Annotated in this window: 24 protein-coding genes; 12 read left to right on the top strand and 12 right to left on the bottom strand. The window is 65.6% G+C overall.

The window, feature by feature from the left end:
- Positions 1-42 precede the first annotated feature (42 nt).
- Complete coding sequence (locus tag ACIBI6_RS40700; RefSeq protein WP_364358883.1) at positions 43-1107, top strand: fused (3R)-hydroxyacyl-ACP dehydratase subunits HadA/HadB; 1065 nt, start codon at positions 43-45, stop codon at positions 1105-1107.
- 10 nt (positions 1108-1117) lie between these two features.
- Here ACIBI6_RS40700 and ACIBI6_RS40695 read toward each other — a convergent pair whose 3' ends face one another.
- Entirely contained in the window at positions 1118-2566 is a 1449-nt protein-coding gene (locus ACIBI6_RS40695) for a DUF4185 domain-containing protein (RefSeq protein ID WP_364358880.1), read from the bottom strand.
- A gap of 328 nt (positions 2567-2894) precedes the next feature.
- Between ACIBI6_RS40695 and ACIBI6_RS40690 the strand changes: the two genes are divergently transcribed.
- Positions 2895-3230 carry an excalibur calcium-binding domain-containing protein gene (locus ACIBI6_RS40690; protein ID WP_364358877.1) on the top strand — a complete coding sequence of 112 codons (336 nt, stop codon included), beginning with the start codon at positions 2895-2897 and terminating at the stop codon, positions 3228-3230.
- A gap of 4 nt (positions 3231-3234) precedes the next feature.
- On the opposite strand, the gene ACIBI6_RS40685 is transcribed toward ACIBI6_RS40690, so the two are convergent.
- Positions 3235-4353 carry a BTAD domain-containing putative transcriptional regulator gene (locus tag ACIBI6_RS40685; RefSeq protein ID WP_364358874.1) on the bottom strand — a complete coding sequence of 373 codons (1119 nt, stop codon included), beginning with the start codon at positions 4351-4353 and terminating at the stop codon, positions 3235-3237.
- A 31-nt stretch (positions 4354-4384) separates the two neighbouring features.
- Entirely contained in the window at positions 4385-5419 is a 1035-nt protein-coding gene (gene fbaA / locus ACIBI6_RS40680) for a class II fructose-bisphosphate aldolase (protein WP_364358910.1), read from the bottom strand.
- Between the two features lie 426 nt (positions 5420-5845).
- Between fbaA and ACIBI6_RS40675 the strand changes: the two genes are divergently transcribed.
- Together ACIBI6_RS40675 and ACIBI6_RS40670 are read left to right on the top strand one after the other, a co-directional pair.
- Positions 5846-6568 (top strand): VTT domain-containing protein, encoded by a 723-nt coding sequence (locus ACIBI6_RS40675; protein ID WP_364358907.1) that lies wholly within the window; start codon positions 5846-5848, stop codon positions 6566-6568.
- Between the two features lie 19 nt (positions 6569-6587).
- Complete coding sequence (locus ACIBI6_RS40670; RefSeq protein ID WP_364358904.1) at positions 6588-7271, top strand: DedA family protein; 684 nt, start codon at positions 6588-6590, stop codon at positions 7269-7271.
- Between the two features lie 34 nt (positions 7272-7305).
- On the opposite strand, the gene ACIBI6_RS40665 is transcribed toward ACIBI6_RS40670, so the two are convergent.
- A complete protein-coding gene (locus ACIBI6_RS40665) occupies positions 7306-7959 on the bottom strand; it encodes a response regulator transcription factor (protein ID WP_364358871.1) in 654 nt (217 codons plus the stop codon).
- Positions 7956-9320, bottom strand: a complete 1365-nt coding sequence (locus tag ACIBI6_RS40660) for a sensor domain-containing protein (protein ID WP_364358868.1) — start codon at positions 9318-9320, stop codon at positions 7956-7958. The genes ACIBI6_RS40665 and ACIBI6_RS40660 overlap by 4 nt, the downstream gene beginning before the upstream one ends.
- A gap of 95 nt (positions 9321-9415) precedes the next feature.
- Here ACIBI6_RS40660 and ACIBI6_RS40655 point away from each other — a divergent pair, with 95 nt between their 5' ends.
- The 4 genes from ACIBI6_RS40655 (at position 9416) to ACIBI6_RS40640 (ending at position 12534) form a co-directional block, all read left to right on the top strand.
- Positions 9416-9754: a DUF4190 domain-containing protein gene (locus tag ACIBI6_RS40655; RefSeq protein ID WP_364358865.1), complete on the top strand. Its 339-nt coding sequence runs from the start codon at positions 9416-9418 to the stop codon at positions 9752-9754.
- Positions 9755-9846: 92 nt separating this feature from the next.
- On the top strand, positions 9847-10560 hold the full coding sequence (locus tag ACIBI6_RS40650) for a TrmH family RNA methyltransferase (RefSeq protein WP_364358862.1): 714 nt from the start codon (positions 9847-9849) through the stop codon (positions 10558-10560).
- A gap of 117 nt (positions 10561-10677) precedes the next feature.
- Entirely contained in the window at positions 10678-11766 is a 1089-nt protein-coding gene (locus tag ACIBI6_RS40645) for a glycoside hydrolase family 76 protein (RefSeq protein ID WP_396960510.1), read from the top strand.
- Between the two features lie 315 nt (positions 11767-12081).
- Complete coding sequence (locus tag ACIBI6_RS40640; RefSeq protein WP_364358859.1) at positions 12082-12534, top strand: DUF3592 domain-containing protein; 453 nt, start codon at positions 12082-12084, stop codon at positions 12532-12534.
- 54 nt (positions 12535-12588) lie between these two features.
- Here the strand turns inward: ACIBI6_RS40640 and ACIBI6_RS40635 are convergent, their stop codons facing one another.
- The 7 genes from ACIBI6_RS40635 to clpB form a co-directional block, all read right to left on the bottom strand.
- Positions 12589-13275 (bottom strand): lysoplasmalogenase, encoded by a 687-nt coding sequence (locus ACIBI6_RS40635; RefSeq protein ID WP_396960508.1) that lies wholly within the window; start codon positions 13273-13275, stop codon positions 12589-12591.
- Between the two features lie 133 nt (positions 13276-13408).
- Positions 13409-14473 (bottom strand): beta-ketoacyl-ACP synthase 3, encoded by a 1065-nt coding sequence (locus tag ACIBI6_RS40630; RefSeq protein ID WP_364358853.1) that lies wholly within the window; start codon positions 14471-14473, stop codon positions 13409-13411.
- Positions 14474-14621: 148 nt separating this feature from the next.
- Positions 14622-15188 carry an orotate phosphoribosyltransferase gene (pyrE, locus tag ACIBI6_RS40625; RefSeq protein WP_364358850.1) on the bottom strand — a complete coding sequence of 189 codons (567 nt, stop codon included), beginning with the start codon at positions 15186-15188 and terminating at the stop codon, positions 14622-14624.
- Between the two features lie 5 nt (positions 15189-15193).
- Positions 15194-16027, bottom strand: coding sequence for an SDR family NAD(P)-dependent oxidoreductase (locus tag ACIBI6_RS40620; protein WP_396960493.1), 834 nt, complete (start codon positions 16025-16027; stop codon positions 15194-15196).
- 61 nt (positions 16028-16088) lie between these two features.
- On the bottom strand, positions 16089-17186 hold the full coding sequence (locus tag ACIBI6_RS40615; RefSeq protein ID WP_396960491.1) for a hypothetical protein: 1098 nt from the start codon (positions 17184-17186) through the stop codon (positions 16089-16091).
- A gap of 56 nt (positions 17187-17242) precedes the next feature.
- Positions 17243-18073, bottom strand: a complete 831-nt coding sequence (locus ACIBI6_RS40610; protein WP_396960489.1) for a DUF5666 domain-containing protein — start codon at positions 18071-18073, stop codon at positions 17243-17245.
- A 126-nt stretch (positions 18074-18199) separates the two neighbouring features.
- Positions 18200-20758 carry an ATP-dependent chaperone ClpB gene (gene clpB, locus ACIBI6_RS40605; protein WP_396960487.1) on the bottom strand — a complete coding sequence of 853 codons (2559 nt, stop codon included), beginning with the start codon at positions 20756-20758 and terminating at the stop codon, positions 18200-18202.
- A gap of 223 nt (positions 20759-20981) precedes the next feature.
- Between clpB and ACIBI6_RS40600 the strand changes: the two genes are divergently transcribed.
- The 4 genes from ACIBI6_RS40600 to ACIBI6_RS40585 all read left to right on the top strand — a co-directional run bounded on the left by ACIBI6_RS40600 (position 20982) and on the right by ACIBI6_RS40585 (position 24970).
- A complete protein-coding gene (locus ACIBI6_RS40600) occupies positions 20982-21917 on the top strand; it encodes an NADP-dependent oxidoreductase (RefSeq protein WP_364358835.1) in 936 nt (311 codons plus the stop codon).
- Positions 21918-22820 (top strand): LLM class flavin-dependent oxidoreductase, encoded by a 903-nt coding sequence (locus ACIBI6_RS40595; RefSeq protein WP_396960485.1) that lies wholly within the window; start codon positions 21918-21920, stop codon positions 22818-22820. It begins immediately after the preceding gene.
- Between the two features lie 207 nt (positions 22821-23027).
- On the top strand, positions 23028-24185 hold the full coding sequence (locus ACIBI6_RS40590) for an FAD-binding oxidoreductase (protein WP_364358829.1): 1158 nt from the start codon (positions 23028-23030) through the stop codon (positions 24183-24185).
- An 8-nt stretch (positions 24186-24193) separates the two neighbouring features.
- Positions 24194-24970 carry an FAD-binding oxidoreductase gene (locus tag ACIBI6_RS40585; protein WP_396960483.1) on the top strand — a complete coding sequence of 259 codons (777 nt, stop codon included), beginning with the start codon at positions 24194-24196 and terminating at the stop codon, positions 24968-24970.
- Positions 24971-25420 lie beyond the last annotated feature (450 nt).

Raw genomic sequence — 25420 nt, 5'->3', positions numbered from 1 at the left:
ACCTGGTCATCAGACCGGTTCGCCAGTAGCATGGCCCGGATCATGGTCAGGGAGCAGACAATCGAAAAGCCGGAAATCGAAGCGGTCGAACAGACAGCCACGGCGGCGGGACGCCGGTTCCGGGTGCGCGAACACTATTCGGTCGGCCGGGAAAAAATCCGTGAGTTCGCCCGCGCGACGCAGAGTCGCCACGGTGCGCATTACTCCGAACCCGATGCGCTCGAGCTCGGTTACGACGGCATCATTGCGCCGCCGACCTTCGCCTCGGTCATCGGCATCAATGCGACCAGGGTCCTGCTGGATACGGTACTCACCGAATACGACCTGTCCCAGATTCTGCAGACCGACCAGGTCTTCGAGCTCACCCGCCCGATCCTGGCGGGCGACCAGCTCAGCACCGAGATCGTGATCGACTCGATCCGCCAGTTCGGCGATAACGACTTCATCCTGGTGACGTTCTCGCTGACCAATCAGCACGGCGAGATCGTGCAATCGGGTTCGACCACCATCGTGGCGCGCCGCGGTGTCGAGGTGGATCCGAATATCGCGGCCGCCGTCGAGAACATCATGATGCACGCGCGCCCGGTCACCATCGGTGACATCACTAGGCCGGATCCGCTGGTCGCGTTGTCCGCGGATGCTCCCGCCCCCGGGCAGCCCGCAGTGCGCAGCGCTTCGGTGCGCTCCCTCCCGGAGTTCGACCGACTAGCCGTCGGCGATCAACTCCCGCCCGAGACCGCACAGGTGACGCGCGGTGATCTGGCCAACTATGCGGGGGTTTCGGGCGATCCCAACCCGATTCACTTCAGCGAGCGCGCGGCCCAGTTGGCCGGACTGCCGACCGTGGTGGCACACGGCATGCTGACCATGAGCCTGGCGGGTGATTACCTGACCTCTTGGCTCGGTGATCCGACGGCCATCGAGAAGTTCAGCGTGCGGTTCTCCGGATTCGTTCCGGTGAGCGCCGAGGCGCCGAGTTCCGTCGAATTCAGCGGGCGGATCAAATCGCTCGATCCGCGCCGACGGACCGCCACCATCGTGCTCGCGGGTAGTTCGGAGGGCCGCAAACTCTTCGGCCGGGCCATCGCCGAGGTTCGCTTCGCCTAGCGATGCAACCTCATTCGATGGTCGCATGCACGAGATAGACGTTGTAGTCGCTCCAGGTCGAAATATTGAAGTACAGGTCCGAACCCGAGGACCAGGGGTGGATGAATCCGCCGTACAGCTCGGGATATTCGCGCGCTGTCACCGTCGGCGCGCCATCGGACCACACCCCCTGCGGTGAATCCGCTTCGCGGACCACCAGTGCCACTTTCGCGGTATCCAAATAGCTCATCTGCCAGACGTTTCGGGAGGTGTCGAAGCGCACCGACAACTCACCTACGGGCGCGTCGACGATCGGGCTCGCGGAGCCGAATCCGCCTACCGGAGTCCAGTTTCCGTCGCTCCAGTACTGATAGGCGGTGGTATTGAGGAGCTGATCCTTCGGCACTCGCGCCAGTCCCACCGAGCCGAGCCGGGTATTCGGCGTGCCGAACATGTAGACGTAATCGCCCTGCGGAACCATCGCGCTCACTTGGAAATTCGCTAGTCCGAAGATATTGTCCCAGCGCGCGTAGGGGTCTTTGGTCCAGGTCTGACCGTGATCATCGGAATAGGCGATGCCGCCGTAATTGGTGAAGAACGTTCCCGGAATGCTGTTCCAGGTGCGAATCGACATATAGCTCAGGTACTGCCGCGCACCGAGTGCGAATCCGGAGGTCGGAATGGTGGTGACCTCGACATTGTCGAGTTTGCGGCTGGCGAGCACCTCGGCCGCGTGGCAGCGGTCGTCGGTCACCATCCGGTCGTAGGTCATGCCGTCGGTGAGATCGCGATCGGTACTGAATGCGAGCACATTGCTGCGCCAATCCAATCCCATCCCACCAGGTGGATGGAAGCCGCGTCCGACGGTGTCGCCGAAGGCGGTCGCGATCTCGCCCGGCGCGCTCTCCCACATGATGCCGAGATCGGTGCCATCCACCTGCCAGCGCTTATCGGTGCGATTGACCGAATTCGCGCCGGTCTGCTTGGCCACCTCGGTGACCGTGCTGATCCGGGGCGTCGGCCGCACCGCCGACAACGGGGCGGGTTCGATCGACGGATCGACGCGCGGCGGAGGCGGCGGCACCTGACCGGCATCCGGTCCCGGTCCCGGAATCGCGAAGTGGAAAGGCTTGGGGCTCAACAGAATTTCCGGAATGCCGAGTTGGCTCGCCGGACTCGGTGGCGGTGCCTGTGCATCGGTGAGATCCGGGCACGGATTCACACAGGGATCCGACGGCAACTCCAGCTCCGTGCGAACCGGCGCGGGTTCGGCCGAAGACGGCGGCAGCACGGTGATCACCGGATACGGAATCGGCACTTCGAGCGTCTTGGGCACCAGGCCCACATGCGTCGCAGGCGGATCCGTGACACACGGACCGGCCACCGGTCCGGCCGGCGCGGCACCGGCGGGTCGCGCCGCACACATCACCCCGGCCGCACACACGACCGCACCGAACACCACCACCCACCGCCGAGTCATCCGCATCCCCTTGATATCTCGCGCGAAACGGAAACCCGTCCACGCCGCATCGACGCACCGCATGATGCCGCGCGACCAGCGCCCGACCCTACCCGGTTCGCCCCCTGTGCCTCGTCAGACTTACCGAATCGTCCATGTGCCGCACGGATATCCAGAATTAACAGGAAACTCCTGCTTCATTTCCGGGACCGCGGCCCGCCGCCCTGCTACCGTCCACGGCACGACAACTCGTGTCGGGGTGAGTAGCCGTCCACCGGAGGAGCAAAGGGCCTCCGGTGGTTCAAAAACCGCACTGCCGCCGGCGTGCAAAGCGGAGCAGGATGGAGATGTGAAAGCTTCACTGATCTATCGCCGCGCTGTACCCGCGCTCGGCGCCGCATGTCTGATGATCGGCGGCCTCGGGATCGCGTTGCCGATCGCCGCCGCCGATTCGTCCACGGCCCAATTCGTGGCCGGGCCCGATAGTTCGCTTCCGGTGCCGAGCTATCGGCCGGGACCGAAGGGGTCGAATGTGCCGCCGCCGGAGGAGTCGAAGGAGGAGTCGCCGAGGTATTACACCGATTGCGATCAGGTTCGGGCCGAGGGGAAACTGCCGCTCTATCGTGGTCAGCCCGGCTATAACCCGTATCTTGATCCGGATGGGGACGGCATCGCCTGCGACTGAGCGCTTACTGGACGGCCTGGAATACCAGAACCGTTGCGCCGATACGAATATTGTCGCCGTCGGCTAGCAGCGCACCACTATCGATCGCCTCGTCGTTGACGTACACACCATTGGCCGAATGCAGATCCTTGATCAGCAGTCCGGCCCGGCTCGGCATGATATGCGCGTGGTAGCGACTGGCCTTCGGATCGTCGAGGACCAGATCGTTATCGGTCATCCGGCCGATTCGCATGCCGCCCTGCGCGATTGCCGTGACCCGGCCGTCCGGCATGCGCAGCTGACCGCTGCGGACCGCGCGCGGCATCTCGGTGACGGTCTCGGTCATCGCCGCGGCCAGCCGCTCGGTGCGCTTGAGCTCCATCGTGCTCAACGGTTCCTGCCGCAGCACCCGCTGTTCGAGATCGACCAGGACCGGACCCGGATCGATTCCGAGTTCGTCCGCGAGCACCGTGCGCACCCGACGGCACGCGTCCAGCGCATCGGCCTGTCGGCCGGATAGGTACAGCGCGGTGACCAGCTGACCCCACAGCGGTTCGCGCAGCGGATGTTCATTGGTCATCGAGACCAACTCACCGATCACCGATGAAGCGCGCCCACAGGCGATTTCGGCATCGATGCGAGCCGAGGCGGCCTGCAGCCGCTCCTCGTCCATCGCGGTGGCGAAACCGTCCGCGAACTGCAATCCGGCCAGATCAGCCAGTGCCCGACCGCTCCACTCGCGCAACGCATTTCCGAACAGCTGCGACGCGCCGACGTGGTCGCCGACCTCGGCGGCACGCGCGCCCGCATCCCTGGCCGCCTCGAAGCGGCCGAGATCGCAAGCGTCCTCGGCGATCTCGAGCCGATAGCCGGAAGATTCGGTGCGCAGCACCATGGCCGGATCGACACCCGAATTACGCAGTGCCTTACGGATATTCGAGACGAATACCTGCAGGCTGGCGGCATAGGAATCTGGGGGATCCTCGTTCCAGACCATCTCGGCCAGCGCAGCCGAGGCCACCGCGCGCCGTCGATTGACGGTCAGCGCGGCGAGCAAGGCTCGCGGCTTGGGCCCGCCGACCGCGACCGGTTCACCACCGACCAGCAGTCGCACGGGCCCGAGCACACGTACATCCAGACTCATGTACTAAAAGCCCCCCGAAGGGTAAATAGGGTCAGGCGCTGATCGAGCGACCCGCAGACTTCAGATCATTGCACGCCTCGACGACACGCGCTGCCATGGCCGATTCGGCCTTCTTGAGGTAGCCGCGCGGATCGTAGCTCTTCTTGTTGCCGACCTCGCCGTCGATCTTGAGCACACCGTCGTAGTTGGTGAACATGTGCGCGGCGACCGGCCGGGTGAACGCGTACTGGGTGTCGGTGTCGACATTCATCTTCACCACACCGAAGCGCAGCGAATCCTCGATCTCCGACTTCAGCGAGCCGGAACCGCCGTGGAAGACGAAATCGAACGGCTGCGCGTCCCCCGCCAGACCGAGCTTGGCCGCGGCGACGCGCTGCCCCTCGGCCAACACCTCGGGCTTGAGCACCACATTGCCCGGCTTGTACACACCGTGCACGTTGCCGAAGGTCGCGGCGAGCAGGTACTTGCCGTTCTCGCCCGAACCGAGCGCGTCGATGGTCTTCTGGAAGTCCTCGGGAGAGGTGTAGAGCTTCTCGTTGATCTCGGCCTCGACACCGTCCTCTTCACCGCCGACGACGCCGATCTCCACCTCGAGGATGATGTTCGCGGCGTTGGTCGCCTTGAGCAGCTCCTTGGCGATCTCCAGGTTCTCGTCGATCGGGATCGCGGAGCCGTCCCACATATGTGACTGGAACAGCGGGTTCTTGCCCGCGTTCACCCGCTCCTGAGAAATGGCGATCAGCGGGCGCACGAAAGTGTCCAGCTTGTCTTTGGGGCAGTGGTCGGTGTGCAGCGCGATGGTCACGTCGTAGCGCGCGGCGACCACATGCGCGAATTCGGCCAGTGCGACCGCGCCGACGACCATATCCTTCACACCCTGGCCCGAACCGAACTCCGCGCCGCCGGTGGAGAACTGGATGATGCCATCGCTGCCCGCGTCGGCGAAGCCCTTGATGGCCGCATTGACGGTTTCCGAGGAGGTGCAGTTGATGGCCGGGAAGGCAAAGGAGTTCGCTTTGGCCCGACCGAGCATCTCGGCGTAGACCTCCGGAGTCGCGATGGGCACTGTGAAGACCTCCGTGTTGTGCGGCAAAAGACAATTCTGTCAGTCCACAGACTAGGCCAGCGCCTTTTTGCCGTGTTTGACGGCCAGCCACTAAGTCGCATGGCCCGGTTCCCGGCCTGCCCACGCACGGAGCGAGTCTTACGAGCGACGTTCGCGGCCGGCTCACGTCCGAGTGGTCGAAGCGCATGCGACGAAGTCGCGAGTCTCGACCGCTCGGACGCGAGCCTTGGTGGCCGCGAACACGCCGTGCCGCAGGCGCGGCAAATCAAACACAGGTACTGTTGGCCGCGTAATTGCGCTGGCAGCTTCCGATGCGGTGGCAAGCAATGTAGGCCAGCCGTACCCGGGACAGGAGGCCGCGTGATTCTGCTGGCAGCGACAGAATCGGTGACGAGCAACGTCGCTTTGACCCAGTTGCTGGACCCGATGCACCTGCTCACGGAGACGTGGCTCAAGAACGCGGTACTCCCGGCGATCCTGGTGATCGTCTTCATCGAGACCGGGCTGCTCTTCCCGATCCTCCCGGGCGATTCGCTGCTGTTCACCGGCGGCCTGCTGTCCGCGACGGAGCACCCGCCGGTATCGATCTGGCTGCTTTTGCCCGCCGTCATGGTGACCGCCTTCGCTGGTGACCAATGCGCCTATTGGATCGGCCGGGCGATCGGGCCCGCGCTGTTCCACAAGGAAGACACCCGGTTGTTCAAGAAGCATTACGTCACCCAGACGCATGCCTTCTTCGAAAAGTACGGGCCGAAGACGATCATCCTGGCCCGATTCGTGCCGATCGTGCGCACGTTCATGCCGGTACTGGCCGGTGTGTCCAAAATGGATTACCGCAAGTTCGTCACCTTCGACATCGTCGGCGCTGTCCTGTGGGGCGGCGGTGTCACGGTGCTCGGCTACTTCCTCGGCAATATCGAATTCATTCGCAAGAACATCGAGCCGATCTTCCTGCTCATCGTCCTGATCTCGATCCTGCCCGGCATCATCGCGGTGGCCAAGAAGGTGCTCAACCGCGGTGCGGCGGCGCGCCCGGAGGCAGCGGAGCATGACCACGGAGGGCGCCGGGAGCGCCGCGAATCAGGCACTGACGAGGCCGCTCAGCACGACGCCGCGCTGACTGCCTCGACGAACGAGCAGACCCACTGAGCCGGTGTCCACGGCGCAGTTGCCCCTAGCAGTGGGCAGTTTCGATCCGCTGACCTCGGCGGGGCCCGCGCTCGTCTGGACGGTGGTGCTGACCTTCGTCTTCCTCGAATGCGCGTTGATCATCGGGTTGTTCCTGCCTGGCGACTCGATGCTGATCACCGCGGGCATCGTGATGGCCTCCAACGCCGCGGGAGAGGCCCATGTCTGGGCGTTGTCCATCGGCACGATGATCGCGGCCATCGCGGGCAACCAGGTCGGCTACGTCATCGGGCATCGCACCGGCCATCATCTGGTGGCCAGAAAGAACGGCCGCTACATCAACACCCGCAATCTGCAGCGGGTGACCGAATTGCTGCAGCGGCACGGTTTCCTTGCGGTGCTCATTTCGCGCTGGATCCCATGGGTGCGCACGCTGTGCCCGATGGTCGCGGGCGCGGCGCGGATGGATCACCGCAAGTACACCGTGGCCAGCACGATCGGCGCCGTTATCTGGGCGCCGGTGCTGCTGCTCATCGGCTACTACGCGGGCAGTTTCCTGGACCGAGTGCCGTGGCTGATGCCAGGAGTCATCGGCACTCTGGTAGTCGGTCTGATCATCGGAACCGCCGTCGGCATCCGTCATTACCGCCAGGAGATCGCCAAACCCGCCGAGGATTTCGATTTCGAAACCGCTGGCGACGACACGAAAACAGCCTCGCTCTGACACCTCTGACCGGCGCAACCGTTCGCGTGCCGGTTCAGCCCTTCAAGCGCAGGACCGCGAGGACTCGGCGGTGGTGGGTGTCGGAGGGTGGCAGATCCAGTTTGGTGAAGATATTGCCGATGTGCTTTTCGACCGCGCGCTCGGTGACCGTGAGTGCGGTCGCGATCGCATTGTTCGACAGTCCCTGTGCCATCAGTTCGAGGACCTCGCGCTCGCGGGGTGTGAGCCGGGCGAGTGAATCCTGTTGGCGTGACGCACCCATCAATTGACTCACCACCTCCGGGTCGAGTGCGGTGCCGCCGGTGGCTACGCGGTCCAGGGCATCGACGAAGTCGCGGACGTCGGCCACCCGATCCTTGAGTAGATAGCCGACGCCGCTCGCGCCACCGGCGAGAAGTTCGGTGGCATAGCGGGTTTCGATCCACTGCGAGAACACCAGCACGCCTGTGAGCGGGTACTTGCGTCGCAACTCGATCGCCGCGAGCAGCCCCTCGTCGGTGAAGGTCGGCGGCATCCGCACGTCCACCACAGCCACGTCGGGGTTGTAGGTGCCGACCACATCGCTCAAGGTGGTGGCATCGCCGACAATGGCGACGACCTCGTGGCCGCGCTCGGCCAGCAGTCCGGCAAGCCCGTCGCGCAGGATCGCATTGTCCTCGGCGATCACCACCCGCAACGGCGTACTCATCGCGGCCCGGCCGTCGGCAGCAGGATGGTCACCACGGTCGGCCCGCCGGTCGGACTCTGCACAGTCAGCGTGCCGTCCACCGCACGCGCCCGTGCCGCCAGTCCGGAAAGTCCGCTGCCCGCAACATGTTCCCCCTCGATCGGCTGCAGCGCGCCGCCGATCCCATTGTCGCGCACCGAGACCGCGATAGTGTGCGCATCGGTCGGCACGACCGACACCCACGCACTCGTGGCATTCGCATGTTTGACCACATTGGTGAGCAGTTCGGCGACCGAGAAGTAGGCGATCGCCTCGATGGCCGGATTCGGCCGCTGCGGCAGATGGACTCGCAGCTCCACCGGAACGGCACACCGTGAAGCCAGCGTCTCCAGTGCTGGTGCGAGCCCTAATTCGAGTGCGGGCGGATGGATTCCGCGCACCAGCTCGCGCAATTCGGTCAGCGCCTCCTTGGCATTTGCGTGCGCGTCGGCGATCAGATCGCGCGCGTCGCCGCCGAGGGATATCCGCTCCTCGGCCCGGCCCAAGGCCATAGCGATGGTGACCAGCCGCGCCTGTGTGCCATCATGCAGATCCCGCTCAACTCGCCGCAGTGTCGCCGCCGAATCCTCGACCGCCGCACGCCGACTCGCGCGCAATTCGACCAACTGCCGGTCACGCGCCGTTGCCGACAGCAATGCGATGGTGAGCAGCCCGTGCACCCAGCACACCGCGCGCAGCAGCCACGGCAGTGCGAAACAGCAGATAATGCCGACCGCGGACATCAGCAAAACCCTTGGCCAAGTGTCGATATAGACGGATCCGAACTGGGCCAGCGAATGGTGTGCGACGCCGTTGTCGTCGATATTCGTGGGGTTGAACAGCACCCACGGGATGGGCGAGAGCGCGACGAATACCGTCACGGCCACCACGACCAGCACCAGATAGCCGCCGACCACTCCGAGTACGGCCTGCGCGAACAGGAACACAATGGCTCGCCAGCTCGCACGATCGGTGAACGCGCTCTTCAGGAATCCGAAAAAGCCCGGCCGCGAAACATACGGCGGCGGCGCGTCCACCGGCGTATCCAGCAGATCCCTGGCCAGCGCGCGATACACCTTCGCCCACAGTCGCGCGCCCAGAATCACCAGCGCCAGAATCGGAATGCCGATGAGGACGATCGAGGCGTATAGGCCGCCGCCGAAACCGAAGAACAGATAGCAGACGGCGAGCATACCGATCGCGAAAACCGTGAATACATAGACGAGTTGCTTCCAGGTCCTAGCCTGGATCGGCGCGCGCAGGATCGCGCGCAGCACCTCTCGCGCGTCCGGACCGGCCTTGCCGGTAGGCGCGTCGAGCACGAGGGTTTGTGTCTCGGTCATGGACTCCATGGTTGTCGCGGGCACGGCAGCATTCGATCGAGCTGCCCGCCGAATCCTAGGTGTGGCCAGCTACACCACCAACTAGCATCCTGTGCATGAACTATCCGCCGCCACCGCAGTACGGTTCGCCGTACGGCTACCCGGCCTATGGCCCGCCGCAGGATCATCCGCAGGCCATCACGATCATGATCCTCGGCATTCTCGGCCTGCTGATGTGTCAGTTCCTGGGCCCGGTCGCTTGGGTGATGGGGAAGAAGGCACTCAACGAGATCGACGCGTCCGGCGGTGCCATCGGTGGTCGTGGCAGCGTCCAGGCCGGATATATCTGCGGCATAATCGCCTCGATATTGCTGATCCTGACCATTGTGTTCCTCATCCTCATGGTGGTACTCGCCGCTGTAGGCGTTCTCGGCTCCTCGTCCTCGACCTACTGAATCCGGCCACCCGAAGGTGGTGGGGTTCGATCTGCGGTATTCGCGGGGTCGTCCATGGTTACGCTGCGCTACCGCCTCCGGGCCCATCGCGCATGCCGCGGGCGGCCGGAATTAGCATCGTCGGAGTGAACCACCCCGCGCCGGATACGGCCGAGCAGCCAGGACCCACCGAATGGGGCGAGCATCCGCACGGTGTCGGACCATGGACGCAGGAGCACGGGGAAGCCCCGCCGGAGGATCCCCACTACGATCCGGAGCTGCTTGTCGGTGGTGACCGCCGCAACGTCGTCGATGCCTACCGCTACTGGAAGCGCGAGGCGATCATCGCCGATATCGACCGTCGCAGGCATCCGTTCCATGTGGCCATCGAGAACTTCGGCCACGACGCGAATATCGGCACCGTGGTGCGTACCGCGAATGCCTTCGCCGCGGCCGCCGTGCACATTGTCGGCCGACGGCGCTGGAATCGCCGCGGCGCCATGGTCACCGACCGCTACCAGCACATCGAACATCACTCCGATATCGGCGAGCTACTCGCCTTCGCCGAGCGGGAGAATCTGACCGTGGTCGCCGTGGACAATGTGCCGGGCTCGGTTCCGCTGGAAACCGTCGAGTTGCCGCGCCGCTGCCTGCTGCTGTTCGGGCAGGAAGGTCCCGGTGTGACAGAACATGCCAAGGGTGCGGCCGCGTTGACGGTTTCGATCGCGCAGTTCGGTTCTACCCGCAGTATCAATGCCGGAGTCGCGGCCGGCATCGCGATGCACGCATGGATTCGGCAACATGCCGATTTGACGTCAGCATGGTAACGAAAAGATCGGTATTAATCGGCTCGAAGCTGGCACCATTGACCCATGACCTCGCGGAGCCCGGATATCGGGCGCGATGCTGCACCCACGCCCGCGCTGTGGTCCGAGCGCGCGGATATGGCCGAATCCGCGATCGTCTCTCGGCACCTACGCGCGCTATGGGGTGTGCCGGGTACCGAATTGGGTGTCGTCGGTTGGCCGGCGACCCGTCGTGAGCGGGGCTTCGCCTCCTGGCACTACTGGTGGCAGGCGCATCTGATGGACTGCGCGGTCGATGCCGCCAACCGGGTGCCGACGCCGACGCGCCGCAAGCGCATCGCCGCCATCGCGCGGGCGCATCGGCTGCGCAATATCACCGGGTGGACCAATAACTACTACGACGATATGGCCTGGCTGACAATCGCTTTGGAGCGTGCCGAGCGAACCCAGGGGATCACCGAGGCGCGCGGCGGTCTGATCGCACTCGAGAAGGAGCTGTACGGCGCTTGGGATCCGGCGCGTGGCGGCGGTGTGCCGTGGCGGATCAACTCGGACTATTTCAATGCCCCCGCCAACGGACCGGTCGCCATCGCGCTACTGCGTCTCGGCCGCCACCTGCGCGCGCAGGAAATGGCGGACTGGATCGATGCGACGTTGTGCGACAAGGAATCCGGCCTGATCCTGGACGGCATCCATTTGCCCTCCGGCGAGATCGAGCGCCCGACCTTCACCTACTGCCAGGGCGTGGTGCTCGGTCTGGAAGCGGAACTCGCGGTGCACACCGGCGAGCCGCGCCACAGCGAACGGGTGCACCGGCTGCTCACCGCGGTCGAGGAGCAGATGACCACCAATGGGGTGATCAATGGTGGCGGTGGCGGAGACGGCGGCCTGTTCAACGGCATTCTGGCCCGCTATCTCGCTGTGGTCGCACTGATGCTGCCCGGTGATGAGCGCGATCAGGCGGCCGACCGGCAAACCGCGGCCGCTATCGTGCGTGCCAGCGCCGCGGCGGCCTGGGCGAACCGGCTCGAGGTCGAGGGCGAGCCGCTGTTCGGGCACGACTGGAGCAAACCCGCCCAGTTACCCGGCGGCCGGTCCGGTGCCGGACTTTTCACCGAGGGCGGTTCGGTCACCTCGTCGCGGGTGCCCGAACGCGATATGTCGGTGCAACTGTCGGGCTGGCTGCTGATGGAGGCGGCCTACCAGGTCAGCGCCGCCGGACTGTAGGCATCGGAGTCCCCTGCTGTAAGCAGCAGTTCCATCCGATGATCAAATGCCTTGCCAGACAAGTGATCAACCGCAGTTCGCGGTATCCGGCACAACCCGTACGGTCGGACGGCAGAGCTGCGCGCAAGTCCACGCGTGGAGACCGAACCAACCGAGAAGCATTAACGGGCTCGCGCACCATGCGGTTGCCCATCTTGCCGGATGAACGGCGGGGGTGCGGTGGAGACGGGCAGGTCACGGTTGTGGTCAAGGGGCGTTCACGGTGGGATGGGCGGTCCTATTCTGGATGGTGCAGGCAGTCGGGTGGAGGCTGGCATGGATCACGCACGCGTTCTCCGCACAGTGCTCGGGGTGACCGCCGGGTATTTCATCGTGCTCGCATTCTGGCTGGGCTGGCTACTACCGCATACGCCGCCGGGGACCGAGCCGTTCCAGATCGTCGCGCTGGTCGGTCTGTTCGGATCATGCGTGGGCGTCGGGATGCTGTTGGCTGTTCGGCCATCGCGCGCGGATCGGCAGTTGTGGCGGCACGGGCTGGAGGGGTGGGCGACCATCGAGGGTGCGCATACGCTGCAGCGCACTGATCATCACACCGAGTTGACCGAATTCGATCTGGAGCTCGTTGTGCCGGGATCCGAAAGTTACCGTGGCACCATCGTTTTCGATGTCACCCCGGCCGATAAGCCGCGGCTCGCGGTCGGCGAGACAATCTCCATCCGAGTCGATCCGCAGAATCGGGATCGGATCATTCTCGTTCTGGGGCAATAGCTTTCGATCAACGGCGGGCGGATCCCGCATTTCGCCGCATCGGCGGGCGCGAGGTCAGTCCCGCGAGTGCGCTTGCGGGTCCGCGAGCAGATATTGCGCGGCCGCGTAGGTAGCCAGGATGACGCCCTCGGTGACCCGCCGGGAACGCTCACCGCGCGCGAACAGCCGCCGCAGCACGATCAGCCCATCGGAAACGGTGAACAGCAACGCACCGAGGCCGAGCCGACTACGCGGATCGGCATTCGGAATATTCAGTCCGGCAATATTTTTCGCGTCCGGAGCCAATCCGGGATCGGAGGCGAGCACCGCCGCACTGCCCAGCGTCGCACCGTAGGCCGTCAGCGCAGCCGCGACTGTCGGCGCCTTGGCCCGCATCAACGCCGCAGCACCGAGCCAGGCCAGCAGCCGTGGAACCGCGATCTCTGGACGCGCACGCCCGCCGCGGCGCCACCACAGCAGCGAATATCCGGTCTGCATCACCGCGAACGAGGACGCTCCCGCGATCAGCCGCCGATCACTGTCCGGCTCGATCAGCAGCACATCACCGATGGTCGCGGCACCGAGGCAGCCGAGCAGCACCGTCCGATCGACCGGATCCAACGCCCGATCGGCCGCCGCATCCGCCGCCAACAGCGGCATCAGCAGCGGCTTCGTAACCCATTGCACCTTGCCGCGGCCGGTAACCGCGCCGTACACGGTCGCCGCCGCAGCCACCAGGAATCCGGCACGGAATGGACGCACGACCCACGGCGTGCCCGAGGTGGGTAACCACACTGCGGCGCGAGCGGAGTGCCCGGAGGCGGCAGCGGAGCGTAACCACATGGGCCACCAGGAGCGCCGCAAATCAGACAAAGCGCCCCATGAATGCCGCAAATCAGACACCGAAGCTCGGCTCTTTCGGTGCGGGTGGCAGCGTGACGACCTGACCCGCGTAGCTCAGGCCCGCACCGAAGCCGAGCAGCAAGGCCACCTGTCCGCCCTTGGCCTTGCCGGTCACCAACATCTCCTCCATCGCCAACGGGATGGATGCGGCGGAGGTATTGCCGGTGTTCTCGATGTCATTGGCCACCGGGATGTCATCGGCCAGCCCGAGGTTCTTCTTCATCAACTCGTTGATGCGCGCATTGGCCTGATGCGGAATGAAGACCTCGATATCGTCCTTGGAGACACCGGAGACCTCGAGCGCCGAGGCCAGCGCGCGCGGCAAAGTGACCGCCGCCCAACGGAATACCCGCGGCCCCTCCATCCGCAGCGACATCCGGCCGACGGGCTCTACGGCCGGGTCGGTGCCCTGCAGCCGCTGCGCTTTCTCCATGTATTCGAGGAAGTTGACGTCCTGCTCGATCGCCGAGGCATTCTCGCCGTCGCTACCCCACACCGTCGGGGAGATGCCGTTCTCCTCGCTCGGGCCGACCACCACCGCACCAGCGCCGTCGCCGAAGATCATCGCGGTGCCGCGATCGGTCGGATCGAGTCCGACCGTCATCGTCTCGGCACCGATGAGCAGCACATATTCGGCCGACCCGGACCGGATCAGGTCGGCGGCGACGCCGAGGCCGTAGCCGAATCCGCCGCAACCGGAGGTCAGATCGAAGGCCGCGATCCCGTTCATCCCCAGGTCGTTGGCGACCTTGGGGGCGCCGTGCGGGGTGAGGGTCAGCCAGCTCGAGGTGGCCAGGATCAGCGCGCCGATCTTGGACCGATCGATGCCGCTGTTGACGATCGCCCGCTCACCGGCGGCCGCCGAAATCGACTGCAGCGTTTCGTCTCCGCTGATCCACCGACGGTTGCGCACACCGGTGCGCTCGTAGATCCACTCCGGGGTCGAATCGAGAACCTCGCACACCTCTTCATTGCTGACCAGGCGTTTCGGACGGTAAGCACCGATGCCGAGCATCGCGACATTCGCACGGCTCTTATTGACTGCAATGCTCACCACAGGTAACTCACACGACCCTTCACTGTCTCGACCGCCTCGCTGCACTCGGCGGATGCGTCCCCCTATCGGGTCGCACCGCTGTCGGCGTTTCAGAGCGAATCAAAGCTCCGACCACCGGCGACTGCGATCCGGGAGGCGCATTTGCAGCTTAGCCGAGGGCGAGATCCTTCAATCCGAGGATGGACCGGTACTCCAGGCCCTCGGCGGCGATCACCTGATCGGCGCCGGTCTCCCGGTCGACGACGGTCGCGACGCCGACGACGGTCGCGCCGGCCTCGCGCAGGGCGCGCACGGCGGTCAGCGGCGAATTTCCGGTGGTAGTGGTGTCCTCGACGACGAGCACCCGCTTGCCGACGATGTCCGGGCCCTCGATCTGGCGCTGCATGCCGTGGGTCTTGGCGGCTTTACGCACCACGAAGGCATCAATCGGTCGGCCGGGCGCGTGCATGACGGCCAGCGCGACCGGATCCGCACCCATGGTGAGCCCTCCGACGGCCTCGAAATCCCAGTCCGCCACGAGTTCGCGCAGTAGCTTGCCGATCAGTGGTCCGGCACCGTGGTGCAGCGTGGCGCGGCGCAGGTCGACGTAGTAGTCGGCCTCTTTGCCCGAGGACAGTGTGACCCGGCCGTGCACGACGGCGAGCTCGCGCACGAGTGCGGCCAATCTGTCGCGGTCGTCCGTCGAAACGGCGGCCTTGTTCGCCTGGTCGATCATGTCTGTCAAGTCCTTCCGCGTGCGTTGAATATGCCGCGATTCAGTCGGGCCGCCAGGGCTCGCGGGATCATCCCGGCGGCGGTGGTGAGCACTTTGTACTGCAGACCGGGCACGCTGAGCACCCGGTCCTTCTCGAGATCACGTAGCGAACCGGCGACCACCTGGTCGACGCTCAGCCACAGCTGTTTCGGCAGCGAGGACATCTCGATGCCGGCCCGCTCGTGGAATTCGGTATGCACGAATCCGGGGCACAGGGCCTGGACCCGGACTCCGGTGCCGGCCAGTCCACCCGCCAGCCCTTCGGTGAAGGATACGACGTAGGCCTTGGAGGCCGAATAGGTCGAGCCCCGTCCGGGGATCAGACCCGCGACGCTGGCCACATTCACGATCGAACCCTTCGCGGCCGCGATCATCGATGGCAGCGCGGCCCTGGTGAGCTGCACCACCGCCGTGACATTGACGTCGAGCTGGGCCTGGATCGCAGCGGGCGGCTGCGTCCAGAACTCCCCCGACTGGCCGAATCCGGCATTGTTGACCAGGAATTCGACGCCGTCGGCGGCGCGGGCCAGTACCCGATCCCGATCTTCGGAATCGGCCAGATCGGCGACGAGCACCTCCGAGCGGGTCGCGAATTTCCGCTCCAATTCCGCGGCAAGGCCATTCAGCCGGTCCTTTTCACGGGCGACGAGCACCAGGTCATAGCCGAGTGCGGCCAAGCGCACGGCGAATCCGTGCCCGATGCCGGAGGTGGGTCCGGTGATCAATGCGACGGGGCGGATGGCCCCGGGCAAGCGCGTGGGACTGTCTGCCCCACCCGTTTCCCGGCCACCATCCCTCATCGAATCGCTCCGCGATCCTGCATTCATCGCACAATCCAGGTCATAGGGGCGCTATGCCCGCTCACTGCGGTACGGGTCCCTGATACGGGCGGAATCCCGGGTGGAACGGACCGCCGGGCTGTTCCGGCGTGTGCTCGCCCGCGGGCCATTCGTCTTCATCCGGCTCGGACTCGGCGGGTTTGCGCTGGGCCGGGCGGTCCTCCGGCGACCAGTCATCGTCCGGTTCCGCCGCCCAGCGCTCGTCGCGGGCCCTTGAACGGGAGTCCGGGACGACGGCGAGACTGGGGCGGCGCGGCGGCTGCGGTTCGGCGGCCGGTTCCTCATCGTAATAGTCGTCGTCGGAGTACTCGCGGTACTTCGGCCGGTCGAAATCGTCTTCGTCATAAGACGATTCGGCGTACTCCTCGTCGTCGAAGTCCTCGCGCTTGCGCAGATCCGCCGACGCGACTCGCGCGGCCACCGGACTTTCCGCCTCTTCCCGCTCACCCGCGCGCTTGCGCGGATGCGGCCGTCCCGGATCGTGACCATCGGAATCCACCCCGCGCGCATCGCTCACCGGCGGCAGCACATGCAGCAGACCGGACAGGCGAAGCACCGCATCGATCGCGGTCTCCCAATCCTTGGCCACCGTACCGACATTCAGCATGCCGAGGGTCCAGTTGCCCTCACTCCATAGCATCTGCACGGTATCGGGCAGCGATTCGATGAAGGCGACCATGCGCTGGTCGACGGCGTGCCTGGCGATCTCCGGATTGGTCGCGAACACCACCCGGTCACCGATCGCGCCGAGCAGTTCCAGATCGGCGTCCTTGGGCGGGGACGCGGTCTTGAGCCGCATATCCACATCGATATCGGAGCCGATCTGCCTGCGCACGGCGACCAGCGTCGCGGCGTCTTCCAGATCGAAGAGGACGAATTTCTCGCCCTTGCGGATGCCGGACACCACATCCACCGCGGACAGGTAGCCGAGCTTGGCCAACGCACCGCGGCGCCAGGTGGAGGCCAGCGCCGGTTCCACCGACACATACGTATAGCCCTGGGCCTTCGCCCACACCTGGCGCGCATGACCGGTCCGCTGTCGCTGGACCCGATCGAAATACAGCAGCACGATCGCACCAACGAGCGCGATCGCCGCCAACCCGAACCACATTGCCGTCATCGTCGCCTACCCTATAGAGCCGACAGGGCTATTGCGCATCACTGCCCGCTGATATTTCACCGCGTGCCGCCGGGCAGTGCGGTGCTGATGATGATCTTCGCGTCGATCGAACCATCCGCGGCCTTATCGCCCTGCACCATGACCATGTCACCGACCGGAAGATCGGATACCTTGGACCCGGCCAACGAGATCACCTGGGTCTTATCGGTGGTGCGCACCGTTACGGCGGATCCGCCGAGGGTGTCGAGGGTCAATTGGCCACCGGCGTTGGCGGTGATGGTGCCCATGGTCGCGCCGAGGCTATCGATGCCGCCGAGTCCCGGAATGCTCGGCAGAACCTGGGTGGATGACGGACCGCGCGAGGGCGCGGTACCGGTGGATCGGCCCGCGGTCGGGAAGGCCGAGGTGCTCGCGGCCGAACTCGACGAGGTGTCCTTATCGCCGAGCAGCACACCGGCGAGCACACCGATCGCGCCGATCAGCAGGAGCACCCCGAGTCCAAGGGCGATCCACAGGCCGGTGTTGCGCTTGCGCGGCGGCTGCTGATCCGGGGGTAGCGGCGCACCGGGCGGTCCGGGCGGATACTGCGCGCCGGGCTGGCCGTACGCACCGACCTGGGTCGGCTCCTGCCACGCGCCACTTTCCTGGCCCCACTGGACCTGGCTGTCGTACGGGGGGAACTCCTTGGTGGCATTGACCGGTGGCGGCGCCCACGGCTCGAATTGTTCGGTGGACGGATAGACCGAGGTCGCATCGCCGTGGCCATAGGCCTCGGGGTATTCCGACGTAGGCGCGGACGGCTGAAATCCCGACTTACCCGACGGACCGAAATGTTCCGTCGGCGCATCCTCCGGTCGCTGAGCCCAGGGATCGTTGGGATTGGTCATGCCCTCCAGGGTAGGCTGTGGCACTTTGCCGTGCCTTCGGCACGGCGTGTTCGCTCGTAAGACTCGCTGGCGTTGTGGCGAACAAGGCGGCCCGACTGCGGATTACTCGCAAGCCGGGCCGCATTGTCAGCCGCGGCCGACGATGAGACCCTCGCCGTTCGGGCTCACATTGACCACGACGGTGTCGCCGTCGGTGACCTCACCGGCGAGCAGTTCCTTGGCGAGGGTGTCGCCGATGGCCTGCTGGATCAGCCTGCGCAGCGGGCGGGCGCCGTACAGCGGGTCGTAGCCGCGCACGGCGAGCCAGAACCGGGCCGAATCGCCGACGTCCAGCTTCAGCCTGCGCTGCGACAGTCGCTTCTGCAGCTGGTCGAGCTGGATATCGACGATGGATTCCAGCTGCTCCTCGTCGAGGGCATGGAACATGACCACATCATCGAGGCGATTCAGGAACTCTGGTTTGAAGGCCGAGCGGACCGCGTTCATGACGAAATCCCGCTCGCCACCCGCACCCAGATTCGAGGTCAGGATGAGGATGGTGTTGCGGAAGTCGACCGTGCGGCCCTGGCCATCGGTCAGGCGACCCTCGTCGAGTACCGCGAGCAAGATGTCGAAGACATCCGGATGCGCCTTTTCGATCTCGTCGAAGAGCACCACGGTGTACGGCCGACGCCGCACCGCCTCGGTCAGCTGACCGCCCTGGTCGTATCCGACATAGCCGGGCGGGGCGCCGACCAGCCGGGCGACAGAGTGCTTCTCGCTGTACTCGCTCATATCGATGCGGACCATGGCGCGTTCGTCGTCGAACAGGAAGTCCGCCAACGCCTTTGCCAGCTCGGTCTTACCGACACCGGTCGGGCCGACGAACATGAACGAACCCGTCGGCCGATTCGGATCCGCGACTCCGGCGCGCGCCCGGCGCACCGCATCCGAAACCGCCTGCACCGCCTCGGTCTGACCGACCACGCGCTTACCCAGCTCCTGCTCCATCCGCAGCAGCTTCTGGGTTTCGCCCTCCATCATCCGGCCGACCGGAATACCGGTCCAGGACGAGACCACCTCGGCGATATCGTCGGGGCCGACCTCCTCCTTGAGCATCACTTCGCCGTCAGCGGCTGTTGCGGAAGTCTTTTCGGCCTCGGCGAGCTGCTTCTCCAGCGCCGGGATACGCCCGTAGCGCAGTTCGGCGGCCTTGCCCAGATCACCGTCGCGCTCGGCGCGGTCGGATTCACCGCGCAGGGATTCCAACTCCTCCTTGAGGACGCGGACCTGATCGATGGCGCTCTTCTCGTTCTGCCAGCGGGTCATCAGCTGGTTGAGCTTTTCGCGGTCATCGGCGAGTTCCTGACGCAACTTGTCCAGGCGCTGCTTGGACGCCGCGTCGGTCTCCTTCTCCAGTGCGACCTCTTCGATCTCGAGCCTGCGCACCGCGCGCTCGACCTCGTCGATTTCCACTGGGCGCGAGTCGATTTCCATGCGCAGCCGGGAGGCCGACTCATCGACCAAGTCGATCGCCTTATCCGGTAGGAACCGGGAGGTGATGTAGCGGTCGCTGAGCGTGGCGGCGGCGACCAGCGCGGAGTCGGTAATGCGCACGCCGTGGTGCACCTCGTAGCGATCCTTGATGCCGCGCAGGATGCCGATGGTGTCTTCCACCGACGGCTCGCCGACCAGCACCTGCTGGAAGCGACGCTCCAGGGCGGCGTCCTTCTCGATGTGCCGGCGGTACTCATCCAGCGTGGTGGCGCCGACCAGCCGCAGCTCACCGCGGGCGAGCATCGGCTTGATCATATTTCCCGCATCCATCGCCGACTCACCGGTCGCGCCCGCGCCGACGATGGTGTGCAGCTCATCGATGAATGTGATGATCTGTCCCGCACTGGTTTTGATCTCCTCGAGTACGGCCTTGAGCCGCTCCTCGAATTCACCGCGGTACTTCGCACCAGCCACCATCGCGCCCAAGTCGAGCGAGACAACGGACTTGCCGCGCAACGATTCCGGCACGTCACCGGCCACGATGCGCTGGGCCAGGCCCTCCACGATCGCGGTCTTGCCGACCCCGGGCTCACCGATCAGCACCGGGTTGTTCTTGGTACGACGGCTCAAAACCTGTACGACACGGCGGATTTCGGTATCGCGCCCGATGACCGGGTCGAGCTTGCCGGCGCGGGCGGCCGCGGTGAGATCGGTCGAATACTTCTCCAGCGCTTGGTAGCTGCCCTCCGGATCGGCACTGGTGACGCGCGCACTGCCGCGCACGGCGGTGAATGCCTCGCGCAGCGCCTCGGGGGTCGCGCCGTACTTCTGCAGCAGCATGGTGACATCCGAATCGCCGTCGGCCAGGCCGACCATGACGTGTTCGGTGGAGACGTATTCGTCGCCGAGTTCGGTGGCCAGGCGCTGGGCGGCGGTGATCGCTGCCAGGGCTTCGCGGCCGAGTTGGGGCGTGGTGGTCGCACCGGTCGCGCGTGGCAGCTTGTCAACGATGTCCTGTGCCTCGCGTCGAATCGTCGCCGGATCCACCGCGACGGCCTTGAGCAAGGGGGCGGCGATGCCATCGGTTTGATCCAGCAACGCCACCAGCAAGTGCGCCGGACGAATCTCCGGATTGCCCGCGGCCGAGGCGGCCTGCAAGGCGGCGGTCAGAGCCGCCTGGGTCTTGGTGGTGGGATTGAACGAGTCCACAAGTCACCTTCCTACTAGTCGATTCGCACTATCCAACGTCGGAAAGGTTGAGTCTGTTCCGCTCAACTTTAATTTTTTGGGCACCTGAACAGACTCCGGCTGAACGCTACGCCGCGACACTGCCGAATGGCATCAATCGCAGGGTCTATGGCACCGCGATGCCTACGATGGCCTTGGCCGTTGGTTGATGCATCACAATCCAGCCCGACTCGAGGAGCGATGGATGCGCGCGATCGTGGTACGAAGCTTCGGAGCAACACCCGAACTGGCCGAAATGCCGACCCCCGAACCCGGCGCGGGTGCGGTCAGAATCCAGGTCGAGGCCGCCGGGGTGAACCCATTCGACCAGAAGATGGCCGGCGGCATTCTGGATGGCAAGCTGCCGCACGATTTTCCGATGATCCTCGGCGTCGACGGTGCCGGCACGGTGGCCTCGGTCGGCCCCGGCGTCACCAAATTCGGCGTCGGTGACCGTGTCGTCGGCAAATTCCTGTTCCCGCCCGCGGGCCACGGCAGCTTCGCGGAGTATTCGATCCTGCCCGAGGACGCCACCCTGGTCCCGATCCCGGACCAGGTGCCCACCATCGCGGCCGCGGCCCTGCCGACCGCGGGCATAACCGCGCAAGACATCGTGGATGCCACCAAGCTCGAGCCGGACCAGACGGTATTGATCGTCGGCGCCACCGGCGGCGTCGGCTCGTTCCTGGTGCAGTTGGCGAATATCGCCGGGGCGCACGTCATCGCGACCGCGCGTGGGGCGGTCGCCGATCAGATGACCAGGCTCGGCGCGGCCGAGACCATCGATTACACCCGTGGTCGGGTCGTCGAAGAGGTCGCCGCCGCACACCCCGACGGCGTCGATGCGCTGTTCGATCTGGTGAGTCCGCCCGAGGTGCTGGCCGAGCTGACCACGTTGGTCCGCGACGGCGGCACGGTCTACTCCACCATCTGGTCCGCCGATCCGGACGCGCTGCGCGATCGCGGCATCAAGGGCGGCAATATCGAATCCTCCGGCCGTGGACCGGAATTGGCCCGCCTGCTCGATCGGGTCGCCGCCGGAGATGTCGTCGTGCCGATCGACGTGACCGTCCCACTGAACCAGGGCCCTTCGGTCATCGGCGCGATAGGTGCGCGGGGCAAAACCGTGCTGGCCATCTGAGTGAGTGCCCGAAAAAAGGGCCCATCACGCCCACCCGAATTCGGCCTCTTCCTGATTCCGGAGGCCGATAACTACCAGCAGCTCACCGAGCTGACGACCTATGCGGAGAGCGCCGGACTCGACCTGATCGGCGTCCAGGACCATCCCTACCAGCGACGCTTCCTCGACACCTGGACCCTGATCACCGGCCTGGCCGTGCGCACCGAGCGACTCACCTTCTTCCCGGATGTCGCCAACCTGCCCCTGCGCAATCCCGCCGTACTCGCGAAATCCGTTGCTTCCCTCGACATCATGACCGGCGGCCGGATCCACCTCGGACTCGGCGCGGGCGCGTTCTGGGCCGCCATCGCCGCCATGGGTGGTTACCACCTGAGCCCGGGCGAATCGGTGCGGGCACTCGCCGAGGGCATTGCGGTCATCCGGGCCATGTGGAGCGACGAACGTTCGGTCCGGGTGCCCGGCACCTACCATCTGCTCGCCGGTGCCCATCCTGGTCCGCAGCCGGAACACGACCCTGGCATCTGGCTCGGCGCGAAGGGTCCGCGCATGCTCGCTCTGACCGGACAGCGCGCCGACGGCTGGCTGCCCTCGGCGGCCTGGGCCCCGCCCGAATTCCTGACCGAGGCGGGTAAACGCATCGACGATGCGGCCGCCGCGGCGCAGCGCGATCCGCGCGCCATCCGGCGGGTCTACAACCTGTCCGGCACCATTACCAGCGACGGCACCGACTACGGCTTCCTGGAGGGCCCGCCCGAGCGCTGGGTGGACGATCTGTCCGTTTTATATCGTGACCAGCGCATCGACGGCTTCATCTTCTGGCCGACCGAGGGCGACCCCGTCGACCAAGTGCATCGCTACGCCGAATTGGTCGCGCCCGCGGTGCGCGCGAACGTCGCGAGTTGACCCGGCGGTAACCCGGAGCGAGCGAGGCCGCGATATCCTGCATGTCCGGCCCAGAGCAGCCCAGATTTGCCCACGGATTACCGTGGGCGCGGGCGTGATCGGCCATACCCACACGACCACGTGATTTTCAGGGATACTTGACGGCGGAGGACCGCCGGTTACGGACATGTCCCTGGGCAGATTTTGAGGGAAAGGAAGCTCCACGTCGTGGATGCGCGTTCGGCAGCGCTGGTCCGCGCCAACTTCCGATCGGTGATCGAGTCGCCGAACGGACCCGAGCGGTTGATCAGTGCGTTTTATGGTCACCTGTTTGCGGAGAAGCCGCAGCTGCGGGAATTGTTCCCGCCCGCGATGGAGATGCAGGCCAAGCGGGTGGTGACCGCCATCCATTACGTGCTCGACCATCTCGAGGACTGGGGGCGGGCGCAGAAGTTCCTGGAACAGTTGGCGCGTGATCACCGCAAATACGGTGTCATCGCCGCGCACTATGACATCGCGGGGCGGGCGCTGCTCGCCGCATTCCGGGTCTTCAATGGACCGATGTGGAATCGCGCGCTCGAGGAGGGCTGGCGCGATATCACCATCCTCATCTCCGCATCCATGGCCATCGGCGCCAATTCCGATAAATCGCAGCCGTACTGGGATGCGACCGTGGTCGGCCATCGCCGGGTGCTCGAGGATCTGGCCATCGTGCGGCTGCAGTCCGACAGTCCGATTCCGTATCAGGCCGGACAGTACGTGCCGGTCTCGCTGCCGCAGCGCCCCAAGATGTGGCGTTATCTCTCGCCCGCGATTCCCGCGAATCCCTACGGCGAGATCGAATTCCACGTCCGCAAGATCCGCGGCGGTTGGGTGAGTCCGGCCATCGTTAATGAGACCAGGGTGGGCGATCGGTGGATGATCGCCGGTCCGCTCGGTGGTCTGCACATCGATCGCGACAGCGGGCGTGATGTGCTGCTGATCGGCGCGGGCACCGGCATCGCCCCGCTGCGCGCCCAGTTGATCGAGATGGGTCAGCGCGGCATCAATCCGCGCGTGCACTTCTTCATCGGCGGCCGCTACCCCTGCGATCTGTACGACGTGGAGAATATGTGGCAGCTCTCGCAGAGCAATCCGTGGCTCACCGTGGTCCCGGTCTGCGAACAGAAGACCAACCCGTGGTGGTATACGCATCCACCGCAGGACGAGCCGTACGGCATGCACCGCCGCCTGATCGGAAATCTGGGCGCGGTCGTGGCCAGCTTCGGCTCATGGTCCGACCGGCAGATCCAGATCGCCGGTTCGGCCCGCATGATCGCCGACACCCGCCGCGCCCTGATGGCGGTGGGCACCCCCGAGTCGGTTATCAGCTCAGATCCCGTGTGAGAGAAGCAATGACAATTGATCCGAGCCCGCACGGCAATGGTGCGGCGCCCGAATGGAAGTCGACCGTGGTCGGTCATCACCGGCTGCGCCACGACATCGCGGTTATCCGCCTGATCGGCGAGTACGTCCCGTTTCTCGCGGGACAGTCGGTCGAGGTCCGGGTGCCGCAGCATCCCGGGATGCGCCGTCGGCTCTCTCCCGCGCTGCCGCCGTCACTGGACGGCAAGCTGGAATTCCATGTGCGCACAGTGCCGGGCGGCTGGTGCAGCGGCAGTATTGTCGCCGACACCCACCCCGGCGATGAATGGCAGATCAGCGCTCCGCTCGGCACTCTCGCCGTAGACCCCTACGGCGACGAGGTGGTGATGATCGCGGGCGGTACCGGTCTGGCCCCGATGCGCTCTCAGATTCTCGACCTCGCCCGGCACGAAGATCCGCCGCCGACCTACCTGTTCGTTGGTGGGCGCTCACCGCGCGACCTGTACGCCGATGACATGCTGTTCCTGCTGGCGAACGAATTGCCTTGGCTCACGGTGATTCCCGTGGTCGAGAGCCCGGAGGATCCCGGCTGGGTCGACGAATGGTACGAGCAGTCGCGCGTGGATATCGGATTCCCACTCGACGATATGCTCTTCGGCACGCTCGCCGATGTCGTCGGTTCGCACGGTGCGTTCGACCGCCACCAGGTGCTGGTCTGCGGGTCACCCAATATGGTCCGCGTGACTCTGGATCGGCTCGTCGAGACCGGAACCCCCGCCGCGAATATCCAATTCGAGGGACTGTAACCAGCAGACGCACCGCGCATGCGCCGCAGGCGCGGGACTCGACCATCCAGCACCCGCGCACCGGATGCCGAACGCCCCGCATCACCAACCTCAACGAAGCAAGTCTTACGAGCGACCCATTCGCGGCCCCTCTCACGTCCGAGCCATCGAAGCGCAGGCAACGAAGTCACGAGCCTCGACCATCCAGCACCCGCGCACCGGGTGCCGAACGCCCCGCATCACCAACCACCACGGAGCGAGTCTTACGAGCGACCCATTCGCGGCCCCTCTCACGTCCGAGCCACCGAAGCGCAGGCAACGACGTCGCGAGACTCGACCATCCAGCACCCGCGCACCAGGTGCCGAACGGCCCCGCCATCACCAACCACCACGGAGCGAGTCTTACGAGCGACCCGTTCGCGGCCCGTCTCGCGTCCGAGCCGTCGAAGCGCATGCGACGAAGTCGCGAGT

Source organism: Nocardia sp. NPDC050412 (assembly GCF_044458825.1).
Taxonomy (GTDB): Bacteria; Actinomycetota; Actinomycetes; order Mycobacteriales; family Mycobacteriaceae; genus Nocardia.
Note: the sequence above shows the minus strand (reverse complement) of the source record. Positions and strands in the feature narration are given on the sequence as shown.

Bases quoted from the DNA above. Each gene is read 5' to 3' on its own strand.
- ACIBI6_RS40695 (WP_364358880.1), bottom strand. From the start codon at position 2,566: ATGACTCGGCGGTGGGTGGTGGTGTTCGGTGCGGTCGTGTGTGCGGCC.
- ACIBI6_RS40615 (WP_396960491.1), bottom strand. From the start codon at position 17,186: ATGACGGCAATGTGGTTCGGGTTGGCGGCGATCGCGCTCGTTGGTGCG.
- ACIBI6_RS40660 (WP_364358868.1), bottom strand. From the start codon at position 9,320: ATGACCGAGACACAAACCCTCGTGCTCGACGCGCCTACCGGCAAGGCC.
- ACIBI6_RS40675 (WP_364358907.1), top strand. From the start codon at position 5,846: ATGCACCTGCTCACGGAGACGTGGCTCAAGAACGCGGTACTCCCGGCG.
- ACIBI6_RS40640 (WP_364358859.1), top strand. From the start codon at position 12,082: ATGGATCACGCACGCGTTCTCCGCACAGTGCTCGGGGTGACCGCCGGG.
- ACIBI6_RS40650 (WP_364358862.1), top strand. From the start codon at position 9,847: ATGCCGCGGGCGGCCGGAATTAGCATCGTCGGAGTGAACCACCCCGCG.
- ACIBI6_RS40685 (WP_364358874.1), bottom strand. From the start codon at position 4,353: ATGAGTCTGGATGTACGTGTGCTCGGGCCCGTGCGACTGCTGGTCGGT.
- pyrE (WP_364358850.1), bottom strand. From the start codon at position 15,188: ATGATCGACCAGGCGAACAAGGCCGCCGTTTCGACGGACGACCGCGAC.
- ACIBI6_RS40665 (WP_364358871.1), bottom strand. From the start codon at position 7,959: ATGAGTACGCCGTTGCGGGTGGTGATCGCCGAGGACAATGCGATCCTG.
- ACIBI6_RS40645 (WP_396960510.1), top strand. From the start codon at position 10,678: ATGGCCGAATCCGCGATCGTCTCTCGGCACCTACGCGCGCTATGGGGT.
- ACIBI6_RS40655 (WP_364358865.1), top strand. From the start codon at position 9,416: ATGAACTATCCGCCGCCACCGCAGTACGGTTCGCCGTACGGCTACCCG.
- ACIBI6_RS40585 (WP_396960483.1), top strand. From the start codon at position 24,194: ATGACAATTGATCCGAGCCCGCACGGCAATGGTGCGGCGCCCGAATGG.
- ACIBI6_RS40620 (WP_396960493.1), bottom strand. From the start codon at position 16,027: ATGAGGGATGGTGGCCGGGAAACGGGTGGGGCAGACAGTCCCACGCGC.
- ACIBI6_RS40610 (WP_396960489.1), bottom strand. From the start codon at position 18,073: ATGACCAATCCCAACGATCCCTGGGCTCAGCGACCGGAGGATGCGCCG.
- ACIBI6_RS40700 (WP_364358883.1), top strand. From the start codon at position 43: ATGGTCAGGGAGCAGACAATCGAAAAGCCGGAAATCGAAGCGGTCGAA.
- ACIBI6_RS40600 (WP_364358835.1), top strand. From the start codon at position 20,982: ATGCGCGCGATCGTGGTACGAAGCTTCGGAGCAACACCCGAACTGGCC.